A 23,414-nucleotide genomic window follows, 5' to 3' on the forward strand; every position below is an offset into this window, starting at 1 on the left:
TCGCCCCCCGTTGACCAGGCGTGCGCGGCGCCGTGCAGCTTAAAGGGATTGGACGTAAGGCCTGGTGATGATGGGGCTTGGAGATATGAGCAAAGACCGTTCCACCTGGCTGCTGTCGCAGAAGGATCTATACTGAGCGACTGAACCATATCTCCGTCACGCGGAACGTCCCCTCGACCCGTTTGCACTGGACGACCACATCGACCAACATCGTCAGGAGGCTGCGGATATCGTCGCGTACGAGCTCTTGCCCGCCGTCCGATTCCTTCACGAGGAGGGTCAGCTGTTCAAACGCGAGAGCCGGCGAGTCCGCGTGCACTGTGGTGATGGACCCAGGATGGCCAGAGTTGATATTTCGGATGTAATAAAAAGCCGTGCCGTCGCGCAGTTCCTGTAGCAGGACACGATCGGGACGCATTCGCAGGCTCGCCTCGAGCAGTTCCTTGGGGCCGATCTTCGCAAGGCCCTGCTCCCCTTTCGAATAGAACAACCGAACGTGGTTGGGTTGTGGGATGACCAGCTCGGCCGTATCTTCGATCGTGATGATGCGTTCTGTCATCGGGATGTGCTGGATCAGCGCCTTCGAGAGCGTGGTTTTGCCCGATCCGGTTGCCCCGGAAATTATGATGTTCTTCCGGGCGAGCACCGCCTGCTTCAAGAATGTCGCATAGTTCCCCGTCTGATAAAGCTCGATCAGCTTCCTGTCCTGGCGGTTCGGACGATCATCCGCCGCAGCGGTAACGGCAAAAAGCCCGGCGGCATCGAGGTCGCTTAACGACTGCGACACCGACGAGGGCTTGCGAATGGTGAAGCTTACCGTGCCTTTTGCCGTTGCCGGCGGGATAACGACCTGGACGCGCGCATCGTCGGGAAGGGTTGCCGAAAGGATTGGCCTCGCCTCGTCGATCGCCTGATGTGAATGGCTGGCAACAGTGCGCGCGAGGCGCATCAGCCTGTCGAACGTCAGTTCCGCAATCTCATGGCGCGACCAGCCATCCGGCCCCTCGGCCAGAACTTCGCCGGGCCGGTTGATGACGACTTCATAGAGAGCAGGGTTTTGCAACAACCCGGCGATCGGCGACAGGAGCTGGCGGACGACAGACGCATCGGGCGATCCCGTCACGCGCCCACTCTCATTTCGCTATCACGCGGTCGTATGTGCGGACATCCCCGAAGACCGCATGATCGAGAACCCGATTACCAGGATCGGTCACTCGCAAATCGTAGACCCCGGAAAAGTCGAGATCACGCGAAACGAAGATCGACACGCGCTCGCCCTGACGTTTGGTCAGTGTCGGTGGAATATTGATGGACTGCTCCACGGCGATCGCTGCCGCTTGACTGCCGGCGCTCGTCGTCGCCTCAGCTTCGACGTCCCTTTCCTGCAATCGGCTTGCTGCCCAACCGGTGGCGTCCCCGACGACGGATAGCAAGAGCGCGCTTCCAAAACGCTCCCACCAATGGGTATCGACATCGCCGTCAAACCCTGCTCGTCCGAGCGCATCGGTTGCGGGCGATGCTAAGGTGATGATAACGCCAGTCGGTGTTTTCGCCCGGCTCCAAAGAACGAAGAGCCGTTTTTGGCCGCGACGGAGGCCACCGCGGTATTCGCCTACAACCTGTGTGCCCTTCTCCATTAGCACCACACGGCCGTTATCGGAGAGAACGTCGCGATTGATCACACAGCTGGCGAAGCCCGGTTGGCTGGACGAGAGCGCCGTCTCGAGTATGCAAGGGATCGAGGTGCCCAACGCGACGATATAGTTGCGGTTGCCAAGATGTCCGGCACGGGCGCCTTCGAGCCGTGCGGGCTTTAGTAATCGCTCGAATCGCTGATGTTCGTTCTCGCTGACCTCACCGTCAAACGGGCCATTAAAGGGCAGGTAGGCCGATGACGGATCCGATGGTGAATGCTGATCCTGGGGGCGCTGATCCATCCCTTGTCGCACACTGAAGGCCATGACTGGTGACCGCTGGGCGGATTCCAGGAGCTCGTCCTTTTCTGGCTCCCGCGGCGGCTCATCGATCGATGGGGTCGGCAACTTGACTTCGAGCAATGGCTCAGCCTTCTTTGGTTCCTCCCTAACTGGCTCGAAGTCTGCCGTTTGGCGAATAACCAGCCGCTCCTCACGCCCGGCATTCGTGTCGCTGGTATCCAAACGCATCGACCAGAGCCCGAAGCCGATGAAGGCGAGCACGGCTGCGACTACGGCGCTGCGCCTTAAGGCCGGATTGCCCTCGATCTTTTGCGCGAACTGAGCATGCGCGCGTTCTCCCGGTATCGTCAGTTGAGGGTCTTCAGTCATTGCCGAGCGCCTTGCGCCGGCAATTTGGGCGGCAATTCGGCGGAAGTCCTGACGATCCGCTCCACCGATGGAGATGTGGTATGTGTATCTGGGTTGGCGCTGCCGAGGTTGTCGGCTTCGTTGAAGACGCAAAGCACCTCTTCGCCACGACGCAGGATAAACTTTCGGCTAACCGCATGAACCAGCACGAGTTGGCCGGAGACCGATTTCGCGACGAGACTTTCGGTTCCGTCAGAGTTCTCCAGGTAGATCGCCGGCATCTCCTGAACGGTGGCGAAAGAAAACGTCGTGACCTTGCCGTTATCGTAGACCGCGTCCGGTTCGAGCGCCGCAGCTCCTTGCACCGAGTATCGCCAGTTGCGCGGACCATACTGCTCGTGGATCGCCAGAACGGTATTTGCAGCGCCGGTTTTGGCAGCACGGTCGCGAGCCTGCGCTTCCAGGCGTCTGCGCACCGCCTCATCGCCAGGATATCGGTATTTTACATAAAAATAGGTGTTCTCGCCGGAAGCAACAGAGCCATCTCGCACTGTGAGCTCCATCTGATAGCTGCGCTTGGAACCGTCTCTTCTTGCCGTGACGACGGAGATGTTTGTGATCGGCTGGTTCTCGCGGGGTTTTAGGAACAGAATGTTGCCGGCCGGCGCGACCTCCCATGCCACCGAATTGCCCAGCGCCACATGCGCAATTTCCTCGTCGGCCGAGAACTCAACCTGCACCGAGGAACGCAACGTGCCGACGATGCGGGTGATGTCGTAGGGTTGGTAATTGACAAAGCGGACACGACTGTCTTGCCCGGCGCCACGAGGAATATCCAGCGCTCGCGCGGGAGGCAACGCGGCCGTGGCGAAGACCATGGCGGCAGATGCAAAAAATAAAACAGTCTTCAATTGATTGCCTCCGGGTCTGCTCGGTACTCGCTAACGACGAATCCAAGCGGGTTGACCAGCCGATTGGTCGAGGAGACTGCAGCGTTGATATAGGAGTAAGTGATGGACGCTACCCAGTGGGTGGTGCGCACATCGTCGCCACGGGTAACGGTCATGAGATAACGCACCGACACGACGTTTGCATTGATCATCGAGATTGACTTGATCGTGATTTTAGCCGTCGAACCGCGGCCGTAAACATTTTGCGGAGAGTTTGGATTGCTGCCGCGGTAGAACGTGGCGAAGCGCATCTGCTCCGACTGCGCCGACAAGAGGGAGACCGTGTCGAAGCTCTCTTTGGCCTCCGACCACACATAACCTTCGCGCGCCCTGACATATCGAGCGGCAAAGTACTTGGTCACGGCCTCATCGTAACTTCCGGCCTTCGACGTCAGGGCTGATACCACGTCGACAATCCCGGTCGAATTGTCGACCCGCACGACGAATGGCTCGACCGTCTTCAAGGGCGTGAGTGCGGCCACTGAAAAAATCGCGATACCGGCAATGCCGCCAGCGGCAATGGCGATCGACCATGCAATTCGGGCCGAACGCTCAAGGCTTATCAATCGATCCTGATCGAAACGGCGCGCCTTGTCGAAATACGCCTTGAGACCATCCGGGGTGATCATTGACGCAGCCCCGCGCATTTTCGATGGGAGGACCGTTCGTCATAATGCTCGAAGGCAGGGTGACCCCGATCTTCAAAGGAGTAACCGAGTGGTCCTGTCCCTCCCCGCATGCCGTCCTGCCATTGCCACATTGAACGGTTGAGTGGCCGTTTGGCGTATCCGTCGCATTTCGGGAGAGCAGATGACAGTGTGTTGCAGCCGCTGGCCAAAGCCAATGTGAGAAGCACGGAGATTGTTCGCAGCGTGTCGACCACCATCTTTTGTTCTTCCTTGTCTGAAGTGTCTCGGCAGGATTGAGGTGTCTTGCTGATAACGCTTTGGCCCGGTCACGATGTGTTGCCGGTTGGCAAGCGTCGCACGCCGGCGCGGAAGGTTCGCAGAACGGCGGCGGCGGCCGACGTGAGCGTGCTCTCATGGGCGTCGCGTGCCGCCGAGTATCCATAAGTCAGCGATGCACCGCCGGCTGCAAGGGAGGCTGCAACCCCCGGGAGCTGATAAAAGACATAGAGGCTTGCGATCCCGATCGCTCCGATCGCTATCGGTCGCATCAATACGTCGCCATAGGCTTCGACCGCGGTGAACGAGGTATCGAGGGTCGTAATCAACAACGAGCCGACCGCGACGACCAGGATTTGCAGAATGACGAAATTGACCAACTGGCCAATCCAGGCTTCGGTGAAGCGCCGCGTGCTCTGAAACAGGGCCAATGCAATGAAGATGGGACCGAGCGCCAGGATGATTGCGAGTGCGACGCGTGCGTAGAGGGAGACAATGTAGCCTATGGCAGCGACCACGAAGGTGGTGACGATCATCAACAAGCCGGCGAACGCCGTCGCGACATCAAGCGGCCAGGAGCCTCGTGACCAGATTTCGTTGGCAGATGCCTGGCCCTTGTCGAGCAGCGCGTCGAATGTCGATGCGCTTGGCACGGTGCCGGTATTCAGTGCCGTAGAGATTTCCCGGGGCAGGCCGGTGAAAAACACGTCTGTGACATAGGTTCTATAGTCCGAAGCATTGCGCACGAGCATCACCAGGATTGCGAGTTTGATCGCGCGGTATGCAAACTCCAAGACGGGCGCGTCGATAGAGCCTTTCAGAACCAGATAGCCGTAGAGGACGACATAAAGCACCAGAGCGACGGTCAAAGGCCCTGCCACCCATGAACTGATATTGGATGTTCCGGAAGAAATGAAACTCTCCAGAGGAGCCTCGAACTGATTGTCGAGGAAAGCAAAGACCTGATACATCCGCCCCCTACCCTCCAAGCCCCTTGTTGATCCGCGCGCGCCGGTCTCTGGCAATGATGCGTATCTGCCTTTTCATTTGAGCGCGGCTCCCATCGTGTCCAGCCGTTTGCGCCAGTCCTCGGCCTGGCGTTGCTGATCAACCTGGAGCTGCGCTTCCTGGATCATCCTAAGCGCCTGCATGCGCAGCGCGTCGGTCTCCAGGAAGGCAGTCTCGGCCAACAGCCTTGCCTGGAGGTCAGCGATGTCCTTGGCATTGCCAGCCTGCGCAATCCGTTCACGCAGCTGATCAATGCCGCCGATGCGCTTCGTCGCGGCGTCATAGATGTGCTGACCGAGGCTCATCTGACCGGCGTTACGGGTCTGTGTGCGCGCAAGCTCAGATGCGTAGAAGTCGTTTGCATTGGTCTGGTAGAAGCTGTTGTCGTTCAGGAATTTGGTGGCGGAATCGCCGTAAGCACCAGCACTTGCGCCCTTTAGCAAGCTTTCAATGGCGGAGAAGTTTTGGGGAAGCGCCTTTCGGATCGCCGGGTCGTTCAAGACATTTGCGATATCGGCCATGTCAGTCAGCTTGTTCAACGAGCCGTAAAGCTGCTGCGCCTGATCCAGCTGCGCCTTCATCGTCTCAAGCTGTTTGGCCAACTGGGCGATGCTCTCAATGTGCTTGGCAATCGCACTATTATCAATGACCGGGACGCCTTGAGCAGATGCCGCCAACGCGTAGAGGGACACGGCCGCCGCAACCATCGCGATAGTCTTCCTCGACGTCATCTCGTACTCCTCATTTGCTGGAATAACGGGAGCCAGGCGGCAGGTTCGTCTCCTACCTGCGCTCTGATGCGATCTGCGAGCTCGACATTTGCGGTGCGGCCGGACAAGACCGCGAGCTCGTCGTCGAAGCCTGCAAGATTGAGTTCTGCGACCACGCTGTTATGGCCTTGCTTGACGATAAAGCGTCTGCTCTCGTTGGAGAGCGAGCGCGATATCAGTTCAAACTCGCGTTCCGTGAGTTTGAACCCATCGACATAGTCGGCATAGCTCCCGCGCGCATTCGGCATGAATACCTGTGTCGGGCATTGCTCGATGATTGTGTGAGCAATCGGAGAATTGATCGCGTCGCGCGGGCTTTGCGTGGCAAAGAGCATCAATCCGTTCTGCTTGCGGATTGTCTTGAGCTTGTTTTGGGCTAAATCTCGAAAAGCCTCGTCAGCCAAGGCCTTCCAGAATTCGTCGATCACGATGATGATCCGCCGACCATCGATCAACTGCTCGACCCGATAAAACAAGTAGGCCATCAACGGCGTGCGAATTTCCTCATTGTCGAGAAAATCAGTCATGTCGTAACCGAGAAATTTTGCACCTATCCCGACGTCGTCGACATCGTTGTCGAACAGCCAGCCAAGTGGCCCTCCCCGCTCCCAGCGACGCAGTCTTGCTGCGATGCCTTCGGGGTCGGTGTTGTCGAGGAAAGCCCGTAATGCCCCAATGGTCCTCTCATGGGGTGACAGGTCGGCCAATCCGTCTATCGCGCCAGCAATATCGCGGGTATCGCTGACCGAGAGTGCACGGGAGTTCGAGACGACGAGTTTTGCGATCCACTGCGACAGAAAAACCTTGTTCTGCGGCGTGAGTTCAAGACCTTTGAGCGGCGCGCATCCGCTAGGGATACCGTTTTTCAGCGGCAGGTAAGTCCCACCTACTGCGCGCACGAAAAGGTCAGCCCCGCGATCCTTGTCGAAGAAGACAATGTGCGGATCATGCTTTTGCAATTGCGACAGCATGAAATTGACGATGACGGTTTTACCCGATCCCGTCGGACCGCACACGAAGGTGTTGCCAAGATCGCCATGGTGGAAGTTGAAATAGAACGGCGAGCCCGAAGCGGTCTTCAACATAGCGACGGCCGGTCCCCATTCGTTACCCTGCTTCTTGCCCACCGGATAGGAGTGAAACGGCGAAAGAGCCGCGAAATTCTTGGACGTGATCGCTCCGGATCGGGCTCGATGGCGGAAATTACCCGGTAGCTGAGCCCACCACGCCGCCTCAAGCCCGAGATCCTCGCGGGCAACGACCGCCCCACCATTGGTGAGATGCGAGCGCGATTTCGCGAGGTTATCCGCGAGTTCCTTTATGGATGCTGCATAGACCGCGAGCGTCAGATGATGTTCACCGAGGACAAAGCGGTTCGATTCCAGGTCGTCGAGAGCATCAACAAGCTCTTCCAGCTGTGAGCCTGCCTTATCGCCGGCGCTGACCATCTGGTTCTGCTTGCGCCCCATGATGACTTTGGCGTCGGCTTTGGAGAAAAACCCGAAGGATTGGCTGAGAACAAGTTCAAATGGCGCCGTCAGCAAACCATCGAGCATGCCAGTGCGGGTGCGGGCCGGATACTCCTTGAACCCGAACATGCCGGCAAAACGGTTTGCTGCCTCGTGGCGGATCTCGATAGTTTCCCGGCCGACGATGACCCGGTCCGAGTAGATGGCTGACGCGATGCGCCCTTGCGTAAGCGGGATCGGCTCACGCCTGCCGCCAATGAGTTGATGGAGCACCTCACTCGGCTCGGAAAAGAGAATGCCGTCGCGCTCATAAATTGACAGAACACGTGGTGTGAACCGCGCCAGGCCGGCGGTGACGTCGAGTGTGGCATCAACCAGCCGTTTCAGGGACTGTTGATCAAGCTCGAATCCTCTGGCGCGTGCCCTCCCGAGCCGAGTGAGCAGCGATGCGATCTGGCTGGCAGTATCACGGGCCGGATGCCATATCAGCGTCAGGTAGAGATCGTTGCGGAAGAGATCCTCGTCAACCATCCGGTCGCAGTATTTGCGATTGAGGCGGTCGGAGAAGGCATTCTCATAGGTCCCCGGCGGGTAATTGTTGTCGCGTCGGCGGATGATGTGTGTCCACAGCGCCAGTCTCTCGTCAGCGATGTTACGGTAGAGCGTGTTAAGATCACGGTGCAGAGCATTGATATCGAGGGGATCGGCGGTCTCGAAAGCTATGCCTTCAAGCGCAATGACCGTCATCATTGCTCTGGAATCAAGGCCAATGATGGTTTCGTCGACGTGTCGAACATAGGGGATGAAGGTTTCCGGTTGCAACTCGCGGGCTTTGGACTTGGCAAGTCTAGGCAAGGTTGAGGTCCCTCCCGTCGTAATGGCGATGAAGGCGCAATGGTGTGACAGTCGAACCACCCCAAAGGCAGACGTTGCGAGCCCTGCCTCGGGTCTCGACCCAAGCAAGCATGACCCTGAACATATTGTGGTCGTGTTTGACCAGTGCCTTGAAAAGGAGATGGAAAATCGCGCCAACGGCGGCATAAACAATCGAGCCGGCGAGGATGAACAAGGTCGTCGTCAGCATCATGTTGATCGCCATGGCCTCCATCGTCACGCCGGCAACCATGATGGGGCGTGTGCAAGCGAGGAACAGCGTGTCTTCTTCAATCACAATCGATCCTGGCACGGGCGTCATCCAACAATTGTGTTGACCAGTTCGGTGGCACCGAAGATGCCGCCGATACCGATGATCCAGAACCCTGCCTTGCGCAGGTCCATGTACCCGAACATCCAGGAGATGCAGATGACAATAATGGCAATGACTGCGAGCAATCGCGCGATGTTGCCAGTCAGCATGTCGACAATGTTCTGAAGCACATTCTCAATGCCGGCTGCTTGCGCAAAGGCCGGCTCAATCGTAGCCAGAACCAAAGTTGCCGCGACCATTACTGACGCAGCGGTCGTCTTGAGATGAGCACGCGACGTCATTTCAAACTCCCATTTTTTCTTCCAAAAACCAGGACCGAAGAGGCCCCCTTCGAAGCAAACACATCCCAGGCCTGTCCGGCCGCGGCTATGGGCCATTCCCGCGGCGGCTGTGCTTCTGCGTCCCGATCGAAGGGGAAGTCTTCACGGGGGCTCGCAGCCGTGCTGTCGCGCTCTCTTGGTTCATAAGAGGACAGATCTTGCTCGCTGGCATCATTCAGGGAGAGTTCGGCCAAGTGCCGCTTGAGCCGCTCCTTCTCCTTTTGAACCAGCCGGTCATACCCGACCATCTCGCCGGCGCTTGCATCACCTCGACCGAAGTAGCTGCGCAGCATGACGGTATCGAGCATTTCACCTTCATGGCCGGCGCGGATCGCCGCAGCCCGGTACTGCGACAGCAGTCGAGCTGTGGCCTTGAGGTTTTGGCAAGGGTCAAAAGCATCGGCGATGCTCATTCCCATGGTGGCAAGGTCAAACGGGCTTATGCCGCCAAGCCCGAGATCAACACTCTGCCCCTTGGCGATGAGCGCGGTGGCAGCCTGCGTCGCCTCACGCACATTGCCTGGGCGAGCGCCGGGCGGGTAATCGCTGTTGATGCGGATCGACAAGGGCGCCATTCCGCTTTCAAGGCTGGCTATAGCCGCCAGGAGTTCGCTCGGCATCGCCGGTGCGCAGGTCTCAGCCAATTCGACAAACGGGGCCGGCATCGGTTCAAAACCACACGCGCTGGGACATACGCCCATCAATCGTCACGTCGACGAAGCGCGGCCGTTCGCGCAGATGTGGCGGCTTCAGCTGAAATATCGTGCAGGTGCTCAGTGATTTGCAGCTTTGACCGCGAACGGGAATCGGCCGTAGTGATATACACGTCACCTCTCGGCCACGATCGTTCGTCCGCTGGAGCAACCGGTATCCCGCATCGCAATAGTGGGGCTCATAACCCGGACGGGACGCACGAAAACCGACGCCGTTGCAAACAGGAAAGGACCGCCCTTTTGCCAAATGTTTCCAAAGTCTATGGATTGGGGGACGGCATTCGGCAAACTCGGTGGGACCGCCTGGGTTTGACAGGCAAAGAAGAACTTCACAGGCCCAATTATCCGCATAGGACTTGGTCTCGCATACAGAATATATTGCCATCGACAAAGAGCCGGTTAGGACGATCTTAGGGATGCTCAAAAACATACGAAAACCTCGCCTAGTCGGCAGACGACCCCCTAAGGGGCGCCTTTCCAATTGTTTCAGTGCTGGCAAAAATGACAGGTAAACCCGTCTCGACCTCATTCGATACGCGCGTGCAGAGCATAACGTTTTCGACCCTCGCTATGAGCGAGATTATGGACAATCCGGTCGAAGGGGAGACCCCACAGGCTCGCCTGAAGCAGCTGGGAATGTTGAGCCTGCTTTACACCTTGCACCTGGCAAACATTCCGCTGACGCTTACGAACATCACGGAAAAGACAGGATTGACCCGGGGCGGTGCGGCGGAACCGATCGATCAGCTGGTTGGCCGCGGCCTTTTGACGGAGAGATGGTCCAAGAACGCCCTCGGACGAGGCAAAGCCCGCGAATTTGAGATATCGGATGCGCTTTTTGCAAGCCTGAAGGCGGCGAGCGTGGCCCGTGGGGAATGAACGGAAATTCGTCACAGTGAACGCCCTCCATCAGTTAAACCAGATGCTCGGCTTTGCCCTGGATCCCACGGCGACTGACGGCCGTTGTACCTGGCGGCGTGCCACAAAAGCATGGTTGGGAGTGCCGGGTGGATGTTGCTCAGCTCCACGGCCAGAATGTCTTCGATCGCAGTTCGCATGAGGACACCGCTTGCTTCAACGATGAGAGACAATCGTTTGCCGTGGGTGCGCATTGTGACGCGTCCTCCGGCAATGAATTTGACGAGATCGCCATCTTCCTTCTGGATCGCATCCCCCAGCGCGGGGCATTCGGCCAGGCGCCTGACAACGTAGGCCGCCCCAGGAACTTCAATGCACAACTCGCTGGCAGCGGTTGGCAGAGCGAACTTTGCGTCAGACGTCGCCATTTGAATCGACCTCCGCCTGCCCCAACTCGTCCAGCACCGCGGCGATCGCTGCACCGATTGCCTTGATGTCGCCCTCGCTATGCCCAGCCGTCGGACATATCCGCAATCCCGCGCGTCCTCTCGCAACCGTCGGAAAGAAGATGGCCGAGGTGTAAAAGCCCCTGTCCAACAAGGTTCGCGCCGCCGCGATTGCTCTCAGTTCGTCTCCAATCTCGACGGTCCTTATCGGCAATGACGAGCCTCTTTGCGCCGTAGGAACGAGGCAGTCGAAGAGCGCAATTCGCGACTGCAACTCAAGCTGCAGAGCTTTTAGTTCCGCAGTGCGATGGAGTGCTTGGGAGGCGCAGGCAGCCCCGATCGCCGCCACATTCAAGGATGCTGAAAATGCGTGGGCAATGGCGAACCTGCGAAAGAGCTGCTCCTGATGGGCAGTACCGAGCATGAGGAAGCCACCCGAGGCGCCAAAGCCCTTGCCCAGGGATGCTGCTATGATCGTGCGTTCGCCGAGCGCGTCACCAAATTGCGATCGGGCATAGCCTTCGCCATTGTCTCCGAAGATCGAGATGCCGTGGGCGTCGTCGATGTAGAGAAACAGGCCGTATTGTTCCTGCAGGCGCTTTAGGGGGGCGAGATCGATAGAGCCTCCCATGGAATAGACGCCGTCGCAAATGTAGGCGACCGCCGGATATTTCCTGCAGAGCGCCTCGAGCGCCTCGACGTCGTTGTGCCCAATCGTTTCGACCTGCGTTTCGCCCGCTAACGTTCCCTTGTGATAGGCAAGTGTTGCGTGCGCGAGGCGGTCGAAAACCATCACGGGCTTGACGCCGCCAGTCAGGTGACCAGAGGCGATCAAAGGCAGCGCACTCATGTTCGCGGCCAACACCGTGCTGAAAGCAATCACCCGCGCGCCGAACAATTCACCAAGCGCCGCTTCGAGTTCGCCGATGATCGCAAAATTGAGGCGCGTTCTTGCGCAAGACCAATGCAATGCACCGTAGCTAATCAGCGCCTCGATGGCCCCATCAATAATCTTGGGGTGGTTGTCCAGCCCCAGATAGGAGCACCGAACGAAATCGACGACCCGCCTCTCGCTGTCATATGGCAAAACGACCGCTCGACCGGTGGCGGGACGCGCATAGAGCGCCATGAGCCCGTGGAAATGTGCAGCGTCGAAGTGGCTCTGCGAGTGCCGAATGAGTCCGTCGGTATTCCGACTGGAGCTCTTGCTTGCGCCATTTGGCCTGATTTGAGCGTTTGTGGACATTTCGTATCTCCAGAACAAGAATTGACTGGAGAGTGGCCTGTGCGCTCGCCCTACTCAACGAAGCATTGCATAAATATTTCCAAAACATTTGCGAATAAATAAATAGATTGCGATAAATACACCTACACAGGAACACACGACACTATATTATACATTCATAATGAATTTCATGTTTGAAAGCAACCATCAACGCCGAGCCTGCCCGAGTTCGACCGCATAACCTGACGCCCTGACAGTGCGAATGAGATTGTGGCCGGTTAGACGCCGCAGCGAACGGCGCAGGTGGCCGATGTGCACATCGACGGTGCGTGAATGAACATAGTGGTCTGCCGGCCACGCGATATCGATCAGCTGCTGGCGTGAGAAGACGTTTCCAGGCGCCTGGAGAAGTCGGCTCAACAACTTGAACTCGATTGGTCCGAGCTGGAGCTCCCGGCCCTCATACATAACCAGGCGGCGGCCCAGCTGAATGGTTAGTTCTCCCACCGCCAATGTATCCGGCATGGAGGGTTTTTCGGGCGGCAGGCCGGCTTTCAGATTTGAAAGAGAGTGTAGATAATTCAATAGCCTACTTGGTAACACTGGGCGAACGAAATTCTCATCCACTCCGGCCTTTAACAGATCAAGATAGTACCGCTCGTCGCTCGCAGCGACCAGCGCGATCGTTGGGATTGCGGCGGTGATCTCGTCGGACCTGATCGTCGCGCATGCCTTTAAGGTCGATGCCGCATCAGCACCTGTGTCCAGGATAATCGCATCAGGCATCAAGGCCGCCGCTTTTTCGCCAACCTCCTCTTCACTCGTCAGCGCTGTGCGGAAGCCATCAACGTTCAGGATGTGCGTGAGGAGGAGATAGATGTCGACATTGCGCGGGCAGATAAGGATCAGAGGCTTCATCGCGCGGCCTCAGCGACCGTTTTTTGCTGACTTTCCATCTTCGCCTCCACATTTATGATATCACAAAATAACTTTCTATCATGTCGGCCACCACGTTTTACCCCCTATTTTTTATTATGAAATCGGTATTTATCGAACTTATTTCTTACGAAACTCAATCCATCCACACCACGTGATGCAACAAAATATGAAGTCGCTGGAAACCTTCGAATTCGCTTGCAGGTCTTCTGACTGGCCAAGCACGAGGCGGCTTTATGTCGGGCCAGCGTACCGATGACCGTCTGCAGCGATAGACAGAAATCTCTTATTGCGCCCAAGCTTGATCCCTCGCGTCACGAGGGATCTCCCGTCGACGGCGCGTGTGGCGCGAAGTCCCTGCTCCCATATGCACCTAAAAGGTGTTGCCAAGACCTGACCTTACCCCCTATCCTGAGGTCATCGATTGCAGACGAGGACAAGCGTTCGCTGTCGAACAGGATTGCCAGGGACGACACGATAAGAACCGCTCAGCGGCTTCTGTGGCTCACGGATTGAGTTCCAACGTCCGGCAACATCATCTTCACCTGCCGGACAGCAGGGAGGTTGAGCTTGTCCAAAATTCTCGTTAATTCGTCCGGCATCCACCATACGTCCGGCAGGGATAGTATCTGGAATAACTTCACAACCGAGGAAGCGGTAACCGCCGCGATCGGTCTTTATGGTCCGCAGGCCGCGACGGCCACTGCCTATTGCGCGCTGGACGCCTGGACTGAAGAGCGTGGCGATGACTACAAATTCTGGTTTGGCGTTTTTTCAACGCTGAAAGATCGACAGGCGACTTAGTGCGAGCGCAAAGCAAACTGGCGCGCATGCAGGAACGCCGCGTCGAACGATGTTGATGCAGAGGGAGGGCCGCGGTTCTCATCCAAATCAGTATGGCCCTCCAATGCCGCTTCCGACCGCAAATGAGAAGAACAAAATACTCGTTTACATACCGACGTAACTGCGAGACCTGCAGTCCGCTTGCCCTTGATGCTTTTAGAATGCCGCGTTGTTCAGGTGATGCGGGTGGAAAGTACTGTCAGGCATCCGACTGCCAGCACAACGGCTCCCTTTGAATTGAAAACAACGCGCCACGCTCCATATTTTAAAGTTGAACAATACACAGGAGGAGCGAGAATGAACCGGAATACAGCAATTGGCCTCGTTGTTGCAGCTGTGATCATTATCTTGGCGGTGATGCTCTTGAAGCCAGGCACGAATGATACGACAACAGAAACGGCAACCCCGCCGGCAACGACGACGGAACCGTCCACAACTCCGTCTACGACGACGCAGCCGTCCACAGCGACGCCGTCGACGACCGAGCCTTCGACAACGACCCCCTCGACGCAGCCATCCACGACCCAGCCTTCAACGACGCAGCCATCGACGACAGCACCGGCGCAATAACACGACGGCGGCCGCTTGATCCTGCAAACAGGAGAGCGGCCACACATTTGCCGAAGGGACGACAAAAGACGCGCTATCAATCTGAAATAGCTCAAAGTGGCTATGTCTTAGTTTATTCCCCGCTACATTAGGTTTTAGTAAGATGATCCGATGTAGATCGTAGGGAGGCAAAGATGGAGCGCGTAGAAAGCGAGAAACTTGTCGGGGAAGCAGCGACCAAGGTCTGGTCAGTGACCGACTTCTGCAAACGACATCGCCTCTGCTACGAGGAAGAGAAGCGACTGCGGTACCTATTTGGTCATTTCGCCACTGCCCGCGAGCTGCTCCACAACGCACAGCGCACGCCCAAGTGGCGGACCTGAGCAGGTTGCGAAGCAAGAATGGCTATTGGCGCAGCGCTAGTCTGCCCTGATGAACAGGGCACCCACGAGGCCGATCACAATAACACACTGCAGTATGAACATCGGCCATTCCTCTGACATCGCGGCATCCTCCTGCAAAAAGGATCCATACCAATTGCGGCAGAGTTAAAGTCACGTCGCTTTCCTGACGATTTGCAACGTCCGTATCCGGTCCTTTGGGGAACGGCGGCACTGCTGGCACCACCGTCTAGAAATTGAAGTAAATCGTGACGCCCGACCGACGATGGTAGCGGTAATGGTCACGGTAACCTCCGTAGTATCCGTAATGGCGGGGGTAGCACCTGCCATAGTAGCCGCAGGACCGCCAAGCATGACGTCTATCCCAGCGGCGGTCCCATCGACGATCCGCCCGCCAATGACGGTGACGCCAATGGTTGACCTGTTCAATGGTTGTGTTGGTCTGCACCTGTTCGGGCCTTGGCACGAAAATCGGAGCCGCGCTTACCGGAATTGCGAAAGACGCGGCCAAGCCAATTGCCGCGAGGGTGGACAAGAGCTTTTTCATCGCAAACTCCTCCTAACCAGCTATCACTTTGAGCCAATCAGGCTGAACCGCCGATGAACGGGAGCGCATGTACCATCGCATGGGGAGAGGCTGCGCGATTGCGGCCTCGAGCGATTTGGCACTGGTAGACCACGCGGCTGTGTTCATCGTCACTAAATGACGACGGCTCTTCAGACCCACGTCGAGCCGCGCCCCGAAAGCACGCCCGGATTCGCCTGCCGGAGCCCCACAATGGGCACGATCGGCACAGCACTCCAACATCCCACGGTCAACGGGATGGCAGATAGAGCGCGTAGCCTACCGAGCGAACGGTTCGAATGACGTCAGCCCCCTCGCGCTTCATCGCGCGCCTTATATGTCCAATGTGGATATCAACGGTTCGTGGTTCGACCTCTGCTTCGGGCGGCCAAGCAGCCGAGATGAGATCATCGCGGGTGTGGACAACGTCGGGCGCCCGCATCAGGCACTGCATCAGCCGAAACTGGAGAGCTGACAGAAGAACCGGGTGACCATTGCGCTCGACGCGAAGCCGATTGAGGTTCATTTCGATATCGGCGTAGCGCAATATCGCTGCCGATTTCGTGCCGGCTGGCGCCGCCGCATCGGCACGCAAACCGCGCAGAAATGCAAGCAGCCGCTGCGGATTGAACGGGCGACGCAGCCTGCAGTCCACCGTGGACGGGGCAAGCGAGCGACCGCGGTTGCCGTCGGCCGTCTGCTCGAGAGACACTATCTTTGTCTGGGGCGTTGTGGCGGCCTTGATTTGCGCACAGACCGCAGATGAATCCATGTCTGGACCAGAGCAGTCGATTATGACTGCCAGCGGTGGGGCTTGATGGACACGGCCCAGAAGCTCGCTCGAACGGCTGGTGTTTCCAGCCTCGAAACCTTCAAGCGTGAGGATGTGCTTAAGGAGAAGGTAAAGCTCCGCATCTTCTGTATGGATAAGGATTCGTCCGTTCATCACTCGCTCCATTGCGCAAGAAATTCCCGACTACAGGCTCACGCTGGCGCGAACTCCCCGCCATTGACGTCCAAGATTGCCCCGTTGACGAAGGCGGCTTCGTCGCCGGCGAGAAAACCGACGACCGCAGCGACTTCGTGGGGGTCGCCCATTCGGCCGGCGGGAATACGGGTGATAGCCGCTCGGTTGATTTGGTTGCCGCTCGCACCCGCCATGGCTGTAGCGATCCTACCCGGGGCAACGACGTTGACTGTGATGCCGTGGGCGGCATAGGGCCAGACGAGGGAACGCGCGAGACCGGCAATCGCTGCTTTAGAGGCAACATATGCACTGCCGGCGATGCGCGGAAGTGTTCGCCCGGCAACCGAGCCGATGAAGACGATACGTCCGAAGCCGTGACGCACCATGCCTGGCAGCACCGCCTGGCAGCAAAGCATCGCACCGGTCAGATTGACTGAGAGAACAAAGTTCCACTCGTCGAGCGACACCTCGCTGAAAGGCGTCGGACCGTCGGCGCCTTTTGGCGAGACGCCGGCGTTGCAAACGAGAACAGCAACATTTCCCCAGCCTTGCTCGAGCTCACGAAAGAATGTGGTGATTTGAGCTGGCTGCCCCAGATCGACCGTGCGCGCAAAGATGCGATCAGGACCGAATTCGCCGGCAAGGCAATCTTTGGCGTTCTCCATATGGCCTTCGTTTTGACCGAAGATCGCAACTCTGTACCCGCGTTGGAGAAGATATCGGGCTGTCGCCAGCCCAATACCTGCCGTGCCGCCAGTGACCACGGCGATCCTAGCGGCGTTTGTCATGCTGCCGCATCCATGTTGGCAAAGAGAGAAAGAGGAGGATGTGCTTCCGGGTCCGTCATGACCTCAATCAGCATGGGCGTCGGCGCCCGGATGCTGCGTTCAAGCAGATCGGTCAGATCACCGGGATCCTCAACGCGGGCCGCAGGGCAACCACAAGCTCTTGCGATCTGCACATGGTCGACGTCGGCGAAGTGGCAGGCCGTCGTGTAGCGACCGAACTTGACGGTCTCCGCATCCCGTTGAAAGCCAAGGATGCCGTTATTCAATAGGATCGTGATCACCGGAAGCTGCATGCGCACGATCGTTTCAAGCTCGGCCCAACTATGGGCGAAGCCGCCATCACCAACGAGGGCAATGACTGGATTTTGCGGCCGGGCAACCTTGGCTCCCATTGCGAGCGGCATACCCCAACCAAGGCCTGCGAGACCGCGCGGCGTGATAAAGCGCATGGCGCCCGGAGCACGCAACTGCCCGACAACCCACATCGAGGAATAGGAAGCGTCAGCGACGATCGTCATATCAGGGGTCAAAATGGACTGAAGTTCAGCCATTACTCGCTCTGGTCGGATGGGCCTGGAGGCCGCGGTCGCAACGTCCCGGCGATCACGTTCAAAGGCGGACCAGATCGCCGCTATGCGTTCTTCCAATCGCGCACGTTCGCGATGGCGACGGGCAAGGTCGACGCGACCAAGGGCCGTACGAAGGGCCGAAATCGTCTCGGCCGCGTCACCAACGAGACGGATAGCCTCATAATTCCGGCCGATCTCAATCGGGTCGACATCGATATGCACGACAGTCGCGGAATTTGGAATCTGCCGCCAATTGTCTGTTCCGTTCTGATTGGTTCGCGTACCGACCAGGATCACCAGGTCCGCCTCCTCAATCAGTGGCAGAGAATGGCGCCCGAGCGAGCGTGGGCCGGTTAATGACCCAAGGACACCGGCAGACAGGGGATGAAACTCGTCGACAACCCCCTTGCCCATATTGGTTGTGATCACGGGCAGGCTTGCTTCGTGCTGCAAGGCTGTCAATTCTTCCGAGGCGCCCGCCCCATGCACGCCGCCACCTGCAACGATGATAGGCGCCTTCGCCGATGCAATCAGGCGCGCCACCTCATTAAGCGCATCCTCCGGTGGGCGCGTGCGATCAAGTGGCCAGTGACCAAGGCATTTCGATCTTGGGCTGGCAGTTGGGGCGGCTTCAGCACGCAACAGATCGGCGGGCAGGAGCAGGACCGCAGGCCCCGGACGGCCAGACGCAGCGACGGTGAAGGCAGCATCCATATAGTCGTCAATTCGGCTTGGAACTTGAACGCGTCGGACCCATTTGGCGCAGGATTGGAAGAGTTCGATTTGGTCGAGATCCTGGAATGCATTTCTGTCCGTTTGATCGCGTTCAACATCTTGAACGAGCGCAACGATCGGAACGCTGGCCTTCAAGGCTTCCGCAAGTGGTGGGACAAGAAGCGTCGCGGCAGGACCGTTCTGTGCGGCAACGACGGCGACTTTGCCTGATATGCGGGCATATCCGTCGGCCATCGTCCCACCCATATTTTCCTGCCGATAGGCAATCTGTCTGATGCCGGCCGCCTCCGCCGCGAGAATGACCGCCGAGGGAAGGCTTTGGGCGAAGATGAATTCGACCTTGTGGCGGCAAAGGATACGGGCAATGCGCTCGGCGACAGTTTCAGTTGCGGTATCGGTCATTATTGCGCCCTCTCGTTGGCGGCGTGAACATCGAGGAAATCATCAAAGGCAGTAAGAACGCGGTCGATGTCGCTGTTGGTCATGGGTGTCGATAGGCAGGCTGCGGCGCCATGGGGAAGGAGGATGCCGTGTTGAAGGAAATGCCGTGCCAGTCCCTTCATCACGCGGCCCTCCGCATCACTCAACAACGCTTCTCGAAACTCGGTTGGCGCATGACGTTTGGGATGTATGCGAAACAGCGAAGCAGCCCCGGTGACAGAGAATGGTGCACCGGTCCGGTTGAGGCTGCTCAGAAGACCGCTGCGCAGCCGCTCTCCGAGCGCTTCCAAATGATCGAAGTTTTCCCGTGTCATTGCCTCCATCGCGACGCGACCGGCGACCATTGAGACGGGGTTGGCGGAAAACGTACCTCCCTGCGGCAAAAGCGGCCTTGCGTCTTCGGTACCGAAGACCCGCATGATCTCCTCGCGCCCGCCGATTGCCCCGATCGGAAAGCCACCGCCGATAATTTTGCCTGCGGTGACCAGATCGGGCGTCAAACCATAACGCGGTGACGCGCCTGAGTAGCTCTGCCTCAGATTGAGCACCTCATCGGCAATGATGAGGATGCCGTTCTTGCGGGCGGCCGAAGTGAGCGCCTCGATGAAGGCCGTCGTGGGATGAACAAGACCGGCGCGGCTCGGCATCGGATCGATCAACACGCAAGCGACACGGTCGCGCAAGGCGTATAGGCGTCGCTCCAGTCCTTCGACATCGTTGAAACGAATGAGATGGACGTCATCGGCGACACTTTCAGGCGTGCCACGATAGGCAGGCAGGGCCCTTGGTGTCGCTGCCCGGTCGTCTGGGTTCGAGGCCACGGCTTGTCCCGCCTCCGCCCAGTCATAGGCGCCGTGATAGGCCCCCTCGATTCTGACAATGCCGGGTCGACCTGTAAATGCGCGAGCGGCCTTGATCGCAAACATCACCGCTTCGGTGCCGCTGTTAACGAAGCGCACCTGCTGCATGGCAGGGATACGGTCGACCAGTAGCTCAGCAAGCCTGATCTCGTGTTGTGTCGGATTGGCAAAACACGTGCCCGTCCGCATGAGATCGCTGACGGCCCGGCAAACCGGTTCGAAACCGTGCCCGTGGATGAGCGTCGTGAAATTGTTGTTGAGATCGAGCAGACGATTTCCGTCGACATCAACCAGATAGGCGCCTTCTCCATACGCGACGTAAAATGGAATGGGGTCTTTCTCGACCGTTGCGCGGGTCACACCGCCGGGGAAGACCGGCATTGCGCGGCGGTACAGACGCGAGGATTTAGTCCGCGCAGGCAAAGCCTGTGCGGCATGACTTTCTTGAACTGGCATGGCTTGGTCTTTCTGAGCAACACGTTCGGCTCGCTGTCTGTACGAGCTTTACATTTTTGTTGCAACAAAAATATCAACCATCAGATCCATACAACAAATTATCTAGGATGCAGGAAGGGCCGCCTTCTCACGACAAGCCCGCTTCAGACGCCGATAACCGTCGCGAATATCATTCTCAATCGCCGCCCTGACGCTGGCGCCGTCCCGCTCCTGCAGCGCCTCCATAGCAACCTCATGGTTGTGAACACCAAAGCGCTCCTTTGCGAACTCAGGATAGAGGTTATGCAAGGAAGGGCCGATGCGCAGCCAAAGTGTTTCGATCATCAAGACAAGATGCGGCAATTTTGACAGGCGATAGATCGCAAAATGGAACTCCTTGTTATGCCAAAGAGCGTCCGCATATCGCCCGACGTCGAGCGCTGAATTAATCTGCTTTTGCAGCAATCTAAGAGCCTCGACATCATCGTCGGCAACATGCTCGCCAGCCTGTTGCGCTGCCAAGCCCTCGAGCGCCAAGCGAATAAGCGTGATCTCCTTGAGGGCGCCTGCGTCAAGGACAGGCACGACGACCGTCTTCGGGCCGGCATAGACGAGCGCAGCTTCGCTGGCCAATCGATTGATCGCATCACGCGCAGGAGTGGTACTCACATCCAGTTCCTGCGCAACAGCCCTCACCGTCAACTTATGGCCCGGACGGTATACGCCACGGATGATGCGCTCCTTCATCTGGCGATATGCGGCATCACCAAGGTTCTCTGCCGAACGATCAGGATTGGTCAGTTCTTTCACATGGGCCGCCATTCAGCCTCCTCATTCAGTTGACAATGCAATATTTTGATGCAACAAAATTGAAATGTGAAAGTTTCGCAAAGGTTTTGTCGCATCAACAATCCCTAGCAGCTTTCTTGATTAACGTCACGGGTGCCGCCTGCCAGCTTGGCGCGGATTCTTCATCAGCATTGCTTGTCCCGACGGCGCCAGAGGGTCGCTCGATGGACCTATCCGTACCTGGCCGCCTCGCGGCCTTCTATGAGGTTCGACGCCGTAGATCGTCGCCGGAACAGTTGAAAGGAAGTCAGAGTTGATTGGTCAATATTTGTCTCTTGTTGGGCTTGAGAAGCATTTCGGCAGTGTCAGGGCGGTCACGAGCCTGTCACTTGAGATCGGGGCGGGTGAGTTTGTTTCGCTTGTCGGTCCTTCCGGTTCCGGCAAGACGACGGCTTTAAACATGATCGCGGGATTTGAAGGACCGAGCGCCGGCAAGATCGTCATTGGGGGGCGCGATGTCACGCATGTTGCTCCCAACCGTCGTGGCATCGGCATGGTGTTCCAAAAGTACGCTTTGTTTCCGCATCTGACGGTTCGACAGAACATTGCTTTCCCGTTGCGCATGCAAAGGCAATCAAACAAGACGCGGATGACGACGCGGGTCGAGGAGATGCTCGAGCTCGTGCAGCTATCAAGCTTTGGCGAGCGCTACCCCCAGCAATTGTCCGGCGGCCAACAACAGCGCGTTGCCCTGGCGCGGGCGCTGGCATTCGAGCCGCCTGTTCTGTTGATGGATGAGCCACTTGGTGCGCTGGACAAGAAGCTGCGCGAGGCGATGCAGTTCGAGATCAAGAGCCTGCAAGAGCGGCTCGGCGCGACGGTTGTCTATGTAACGCATGATCAGGATGAGGCATTGACCATGTCGGACCGCGTCGCCGTCATGGCCGGCGGCGAGTTGAAGCAGTTCGGCACGCCGACGGAACTCTACCGGCATCCGAATTCCGCATTTGTCGCCGATTTCATCGGGCGTATGAACTTCATAGAAGGCAATTGCATCGAGAACGCAGGTGGCACGGCCGTGGTGCGTCTTTCAGACGACACAGTTCTCTCCATTCGCGCGCAAGGTCTGCCGGCAACCCCAAAGGCCGGACAAACCATAAAGCTCGCGATACGCCCAGAGCGGGTCCGCGTTGCCAGGCGCGGTGAAGGTGGTTCGGGTTGCCTTGCGGCGGTCGTTCAGGCCTGCGTCTTCGTCGGCTCGGTCCATATTCTCGTGGTTCGGCTGGAAAGCCGCCCGGACGTTTTGTTGCAGATACAGTTACCGGCCGAAGGAGGGCTGCCGTTTCAGGAGCGGGATGCGGTTGACCTCCTACTTGATGATGGCGCCATCCACTTGTTTGCGAACACGGAAAGGCACGCGGCATGAGCGGGCCTTGCGAAGTTCCGCAGCCGGCTTTTCCCCGCCAGCGACGGTCGACTGCGGCATCCGCGCGGTTTTATTCGCGTGGCGTTTCGGTGTGCTTGGCGGCGCCCCTCGTCGTGGCTCTGGCCATCGGGTTCGTCTATCCCGTCACCCGGCTTGTTGGCTTGAGTTTTGAGGGCGGAAGCCTTGAGCAATATCGGCGTCTTGTTGCCGAGCCGCTCTATCTCGGCGTGTTGGCGAGTACGGTCAAGGTTGCCTTCATTGTGACGATTGCTAGCCTTCTTCTCGGCTTTCCCGTCGCCTATCTGATGGCACGGTTGAGACATGGCATCGCCATGGTGGTTGCGGCCTGCGTCTTCATACCCTTGTGGACCTCGGTTCTGGTCAGATCCTATGCCTGGGTGGTGCTTCTCCAGCGCAACGGTATCGTCAATACGCTTCTAGCCGATGCCGGCATCACCGACGGGCCGTTGAAGCTGATCTACACGCAGGGTGCGGTGATCGTCGCAATGACGCATGTGTTGATGCCGTTCATGATCCTGCCGATCTATTCAACCCTGCAGACCTTGCCGCCCGACTATAACAGGGCTGCGCGGAATTTGGGAGCTGGCGCGTTTCGCGCGTTCATCAGCGTCACCTTGCCCCTGAGCCTGCCGGGTGTCTTTGCCGGCAGCATTCTGTGCTTCGTCCTAGCTCTGGGCTTTTACATAACACCGGCGTTGGTTGGCGGCCCTGGATCGATGCTGATGGCGACCCTGATCGGACAGCAGACGACTGTGCTGCTCGACTGGCCGTTTGCCGCAGCGCTGTCGACGGTGCTTTTGACCGTGACGCTGATCTTCGTTTTCCTGTTTCGAAAGACACTCTCGCTCAGCAAGGGATTGCACAGTGTCCACTGATCTCGCACCTCTACCCAATCGGCTGCCGCTGATCCGCGGCCACTACGCGGCGGCAACC

26 protein-coding genes are annotated in these 23,414 nt (G+C 58.0%); 6 read left to right on the plus strand and 20 right to left on the minus strand.

What is annotated here, in order from left to right; genetic code table 11:
- Window positions 1–127 precede the first annotated feature (127 nt).
- From virB11 to BLJAPNOD_RS34675, 10 genes are all read right to left on the minus strand, one after another.
- Window positions 128–1,123, minus strand: a complete 996-nt coding sequence (gene virB11, locus BLJAPNOD_RS34625; RefSeq protein ID WP_115423116.1) for a P-type DNA transfer ATPase VirB11 — start codon at window positions 1,121–1,123, stop codon at window positions 128–130.
- A gap of 10 nt (window positions 1,124–1,133) precedes the next feature.
- Complete coding sequence (gene virB10 / locus BLJAPNOD_RS34630; RefSeq protein WP_115423117.1) at window positions 1,134–2,306, minus strand: type IV secretion system protein VirB10; 1,173 nt, start codon at window positions 2,304–2,306, stop codon at window positions 1,134–1,136.
- Window positions 2,303–3,163, minus strand: a complete 861-nt coding sequence (virB9, locus tag BLJAPNOD_RS34635) for a P-type conjugative transfer protein VirB9 (protein ID WP_115423119.1) — start codon at window positions 3,161–3,163, stop codon at window positions 2,303–2,305. Before virB9 ends, virB10 begins: the two co-directional genes overlap by 4 nt.
- Before the next feature lie 29 nt (window positions 3,164–3,192).
- Window positions 3,193–3,864: a virB8 family protein gene (locus BLJAPNOD_RS34640; RefSeq protein ID WP_077499019.1), complete on the minus strand. Its 672-nt coding sequence runs from the start codon at window positions 3,862–3,864 to the stop codon at window positions 3,193–3,195.
- Window positions 3,865–4,190: 326 nt separating this feature from the next.
- Window positions 4,191–5,111: a type IV secretion system protein gene (locus BLJAPNOD_RS34650; RefSeq protein ID WP_115423121.1), complete on the minus strand. Its 921-nt coding sequence runs from the start codon at window positions 5,109–5,111 to the stop codon at window positions 4,191–4,193.
- Between the two features lie 72 nt (window positions 5,112–5,183).
- Entirely contained in the window at window positions 5,184–5,879 is a 696-nt protein-coding gene (virB5, locus tag BLJAPNOD_RS34655; protein ID WP_115423122.1) for a P-type DNA transfer protein VirB5, read from the minus strand.
- A complete protein-coding gene (locus BLJAPNOD_RS34660; protein WP_115423124.1) occupies window positions 5,876–8,242 on the minus strand; it encodes a VirB4 family type IV secretion system protein in 2,367 nt (788 codons plus the stop codon). Before BLJAPNOD_RS34660 ends, virB5 begins: the two co-directional genes overlap by 4 nt.
- Window positions 8,235–8,582 carry a type IV secretion system protein VirB3 gene (locus tag BLJAPNOD_RS34665; RefSeq protein ID WP_077499027.1) on the minus strand — a complete coding sequence of 116 codons (348 nt, stop codon included), beginning with the start codon at window positions 8,580–8,582 and terminating at the stop codon, window positions 8,235–8,237. Before BLJAPNOD_RS34665 ends, BLJAPNOD_RS34660 begins: the two co-directional genes overlap by 8 nt.
- Window positions 8,579–8,875, minus strand: a complete 297-nt coding sequence (locus BLJAPNOD_RS34670; protein ID WP_115423125.1) for a TrbC/VirB2 family protein — start codon at window positions 8,873–8,875, stop codon at window positions 8,579–8,581. Before BLJAPNOD_RS34670 ends, BLJAPNOD_RS34665 begins: the two co-directional genes overlap by 4 nt.
- The gene (locus tag BLJAPNOD_RS34675) at window positions 8,872–9,489 is read right to left on the minus strand and encodes a type IV secretion system protein VirB1 (protein WP_343215845.1); all 618 of its coding nucleotides are present in this window, start codon (window positions 9,487–9,489) and stop codon (window positions 8,872–8,874) included. The genes BLJAPNOD_RS34670 and BLJAPNOD_RS34675 overlap by 4 nt, the downstream gene beginning before the upstream one ends.
- Between BLJAPNOD_RS34675 and BLJAPNOD_RS35780 the strand changes: the two genes are divergently transcribed.
- The gene (locus BLJAPNOD_RS35780) at window positions 9,467–9,694 is read left to right on the plus strand and encodes a hypothetical protein (protein ID WP_199566104.1); all 228 of its coding nucleotides are present in this window, start codon (window positions 9,467–9,469) and stop codon (window positions 9,692–9,694) included. The genes BLJAPNOD_RS34675 and BLJAPNOD_RS35780 overlap by 23 nt on opposite strands.
- Window positions 9,695–10,209: 515 nt before the next feature.
- Window positions 10,210–10,506: a MarR family transcriptional regulator gene (locus tag BLJAPNOD_RS34685; protein ID WP_327795905.1), complete on the plus strand. Its 297-nt coding sequence runs from the start codon at window positions 10,210–10,212 to the stop codon at window positions 10,504–10,506.
- Window positions 10,507–10,517: 11 nt separating this feature from the next.
- On the opposite strand, the gene BLJAPNOD_RS34690 is transcribed toward BLJAPNOD_RS34685, so the two are convergent.
- From BLJAPNOD_RS34690 to BLJAPNOD_RS34700, 3 genes are all read right to left on the minus strand, one after another.
- Window positions 10,518–10,913: a hypothetical protein gene (locus BLJAPNOD_RS34690; RefSeq protein WP_115423130.1), complete on the minus strand. Its 396-nt coding sequence runs from the start codon at window positions 10,911–10,913 to the stop codon at window positions 10,518–10,520.
- Window positions 10,900–12,177, minus strand: coding sequence for an aminotransferase class I/II-fold pyridoxal phosphate-dependent enzyme (locus tag BLJAPNOD_RS34695; RefSeq protein ID WP_115423132.1), 1,278 nt, complete (start codon window positions 12,175–12,177; stop codon window positions 10,900–10,902). Before BLJAPNOD_RS34695 ends, BLJAPNOD_RS34690 begins: the two co-directional genes overlap by 14 nt.
- A gap of 186 nt (window positions 12,178–12,363) precedes the next feature.
- Window positions 12,364–13,074 carry a response regulator transcription factor gene (locus BLJAPNOD_RS34700; RefSeq protein ID WP_115423134.1) on the minus strand — a complete coding sequence of 237 codons (711 nt, stop codon included), beginning with the start codon at window positions 13,072–13,074 and terminating at the stop codon, window positions 12,364–12,366.
- A 588-nt stretch (window positions 13,075–13,662) separates the two neighbouring features.
- Between BLJAPNOD_RS34700 and BLJAPNOD_RS34705 the strand changes: the two genes are divergently transcribed.
- A complete protein-coding gene (locus BLJAPNOD_RS34705) occupies window positions 13,663–13,896 on the plus strand; it encodes a hypothetical protein (RefSeq protein WP_115423135.1) in 234 nt (77 codons plus the stop codon).
- Between the two features lie 212 nt (window positions 13,897–14,108).
- Here the strand turns inward: BLJAPNOD_RS34705 and BLJAPNOD_RS35530 are convergent, their stop codons facing one another.
- On the minus strand, window positions 14,109–14,456 hold the full coding sequence (locus tag BLJAPNOD_RS35530) for a hypothetical protein (RefSeq protein WP_158556221.1): 348 nt from the start codon (window positions 14,454–14,456) through the stop codon (window positions 14,109–14,111).
- Window positions 14,457–14,678: 222 nt separating this feature from the next.
- Between BLJAPNOD_RS35530 and BLJAPNOD_RS34715 the strand changes: the two genes are divergently transcribed.
- A complete protein-coding gene (locus BLJAPNOD_RS34715; protein ID WP_077499047.1) occupies window positions 14,679–14,867 on the plus strand; it encodes a hypothetical protein in 189 nt (62 codons plus the stop codon).
- A gap of 247 nt (window positions 14,868–15,114) precedes the next feature.
- Here BLJAPNOD_RS34715 and BLJAPNOD_RS36325 read toward each other — a convergent pair whose 3' ends face one another.
- From BLJAPNOD_RS36325 to BLJAPNOD_RS34750, 6 genes are all read right to left on the minus strand, one after another.
- On the minus strand, window positions 15,115–15,432 hold the full coding sequence (locus tag BLJAPNOD_RS36325) for a hypothetical protein (RefSeq protein ID WP_077499049.1): 318 nt from the start codon (window positions 15,430–15,432) through the stop codon (window positions 15,115–15,117).
- Between the two features lie 268 nt (window positions 15,433–15,700).
- Window positions 15,701–16,396: a response regulator transcription factor gene (locus tag BLJAPNOD_RS34730; protein WP_077499051.1), complete on the minus strand. Its 696-nt coding sequence runs from the start codon at window positions 16,394–16,396 to the stop codon at window positions 15,701–15,703.
- A 38-nt stretch (window positions 16,397–16,434) separates the two neighbouring features.
- Window positions 16,435–17,205, minus strand: coding sequence for an SDR family oxidoreductase (locus BLJAPNOD_RS34735; RefSeq protein ID WP_115423138.1), 771 nt, complete (start codon window positions 17,203–17,205; stop codon window positions 16,435–16,437).
- On the minus strand, window positions 17,202–18,911 hold the full coding sequence (locus tag BLJAPNOD_RS34740) for an acetolactate synthase catalytic subunit (RefSeq protein WP_115423140.1): 1,710 nt from the start codon (window positions 18,909–18,911) through the stop codon (window positions 17,202–17,204). The genes BLJAPNOD_RS34735 and BLJAPNOD_RS34740 overlap by 4 nt, the downstream gene beginning before the upstream one ends.
- Window positions 18,911–20,266 (minus strand): aspartate aminotransferase family protein, encoded by a 1,356-nt coding sequence (locus BLJAPNOD_RS34745; protein WP_115423142.1) that lies wholly within the window; start codon window positions 20,264–20,266, stop codon window positions 18,911–18,913. Before BLJAPNOD_RS34745 ends, BLJAPNOD_RS34740 begins: the two co-directional genes overlap by 1 nt.
- A gap of 102 nt (window positions 20,267–20,368) precedes the next feature.
- On the minus strand, window positions 20,369–21,067 hold the full coding sequence (locus BLJAPNOD_RS34750; protein ID WP_115423143.1) for a GntR family transcriptional regulator: 699 nt from the start codon (window positions 21,065–21,067) through the stop codon (window positions 20,369–20,371).
- A 280-nt stretch (window positions 21,068–21,347) separates the two neighbouring features.
- Between BLJAPNOD_RS34750 and BLJAPNOD_RS34755 the strand changes: the two genes are divergently transcribed.
- The gene (locus BLJAPNOD_RS34755; protein ID WP_077499061.1) at window positions 21,348–22,460 is read left to right on the plus strand and encodes an ABC transporter ATP-binding protein; all 1,113 of its coding nucleotides are present in this window, start codon (window positions 21,348–21,350) and stop codon (window positions 22,458–22,460) included.
- Window positions 22,457–23,356, plus strand: a complete 900-nt coding sequence (locus tag BLJAPNOD_RS34760) for an ABC transporter permease (RefSeq protein WP_115423145.1) — start codon at window positions 22,457–22,459, stop codon at window positions 23,354–23,356. Before BLJAPNOD_RS34755 ends, BLJAPNOD_RS34760 begins: the two co-directional genes overlap by 4 nt.
- Window positions 23,357–23,414: the final 58 nt, after the last annotated feature.

It is taken from the genome of Ensifer sp. M14 (assembly GCF_003355565.1).
GTDB lineage: Bacteria > Pseudomonadota > Alphaproteobacteria > Rhizobiales > Rhizobiaceae > Ensifer.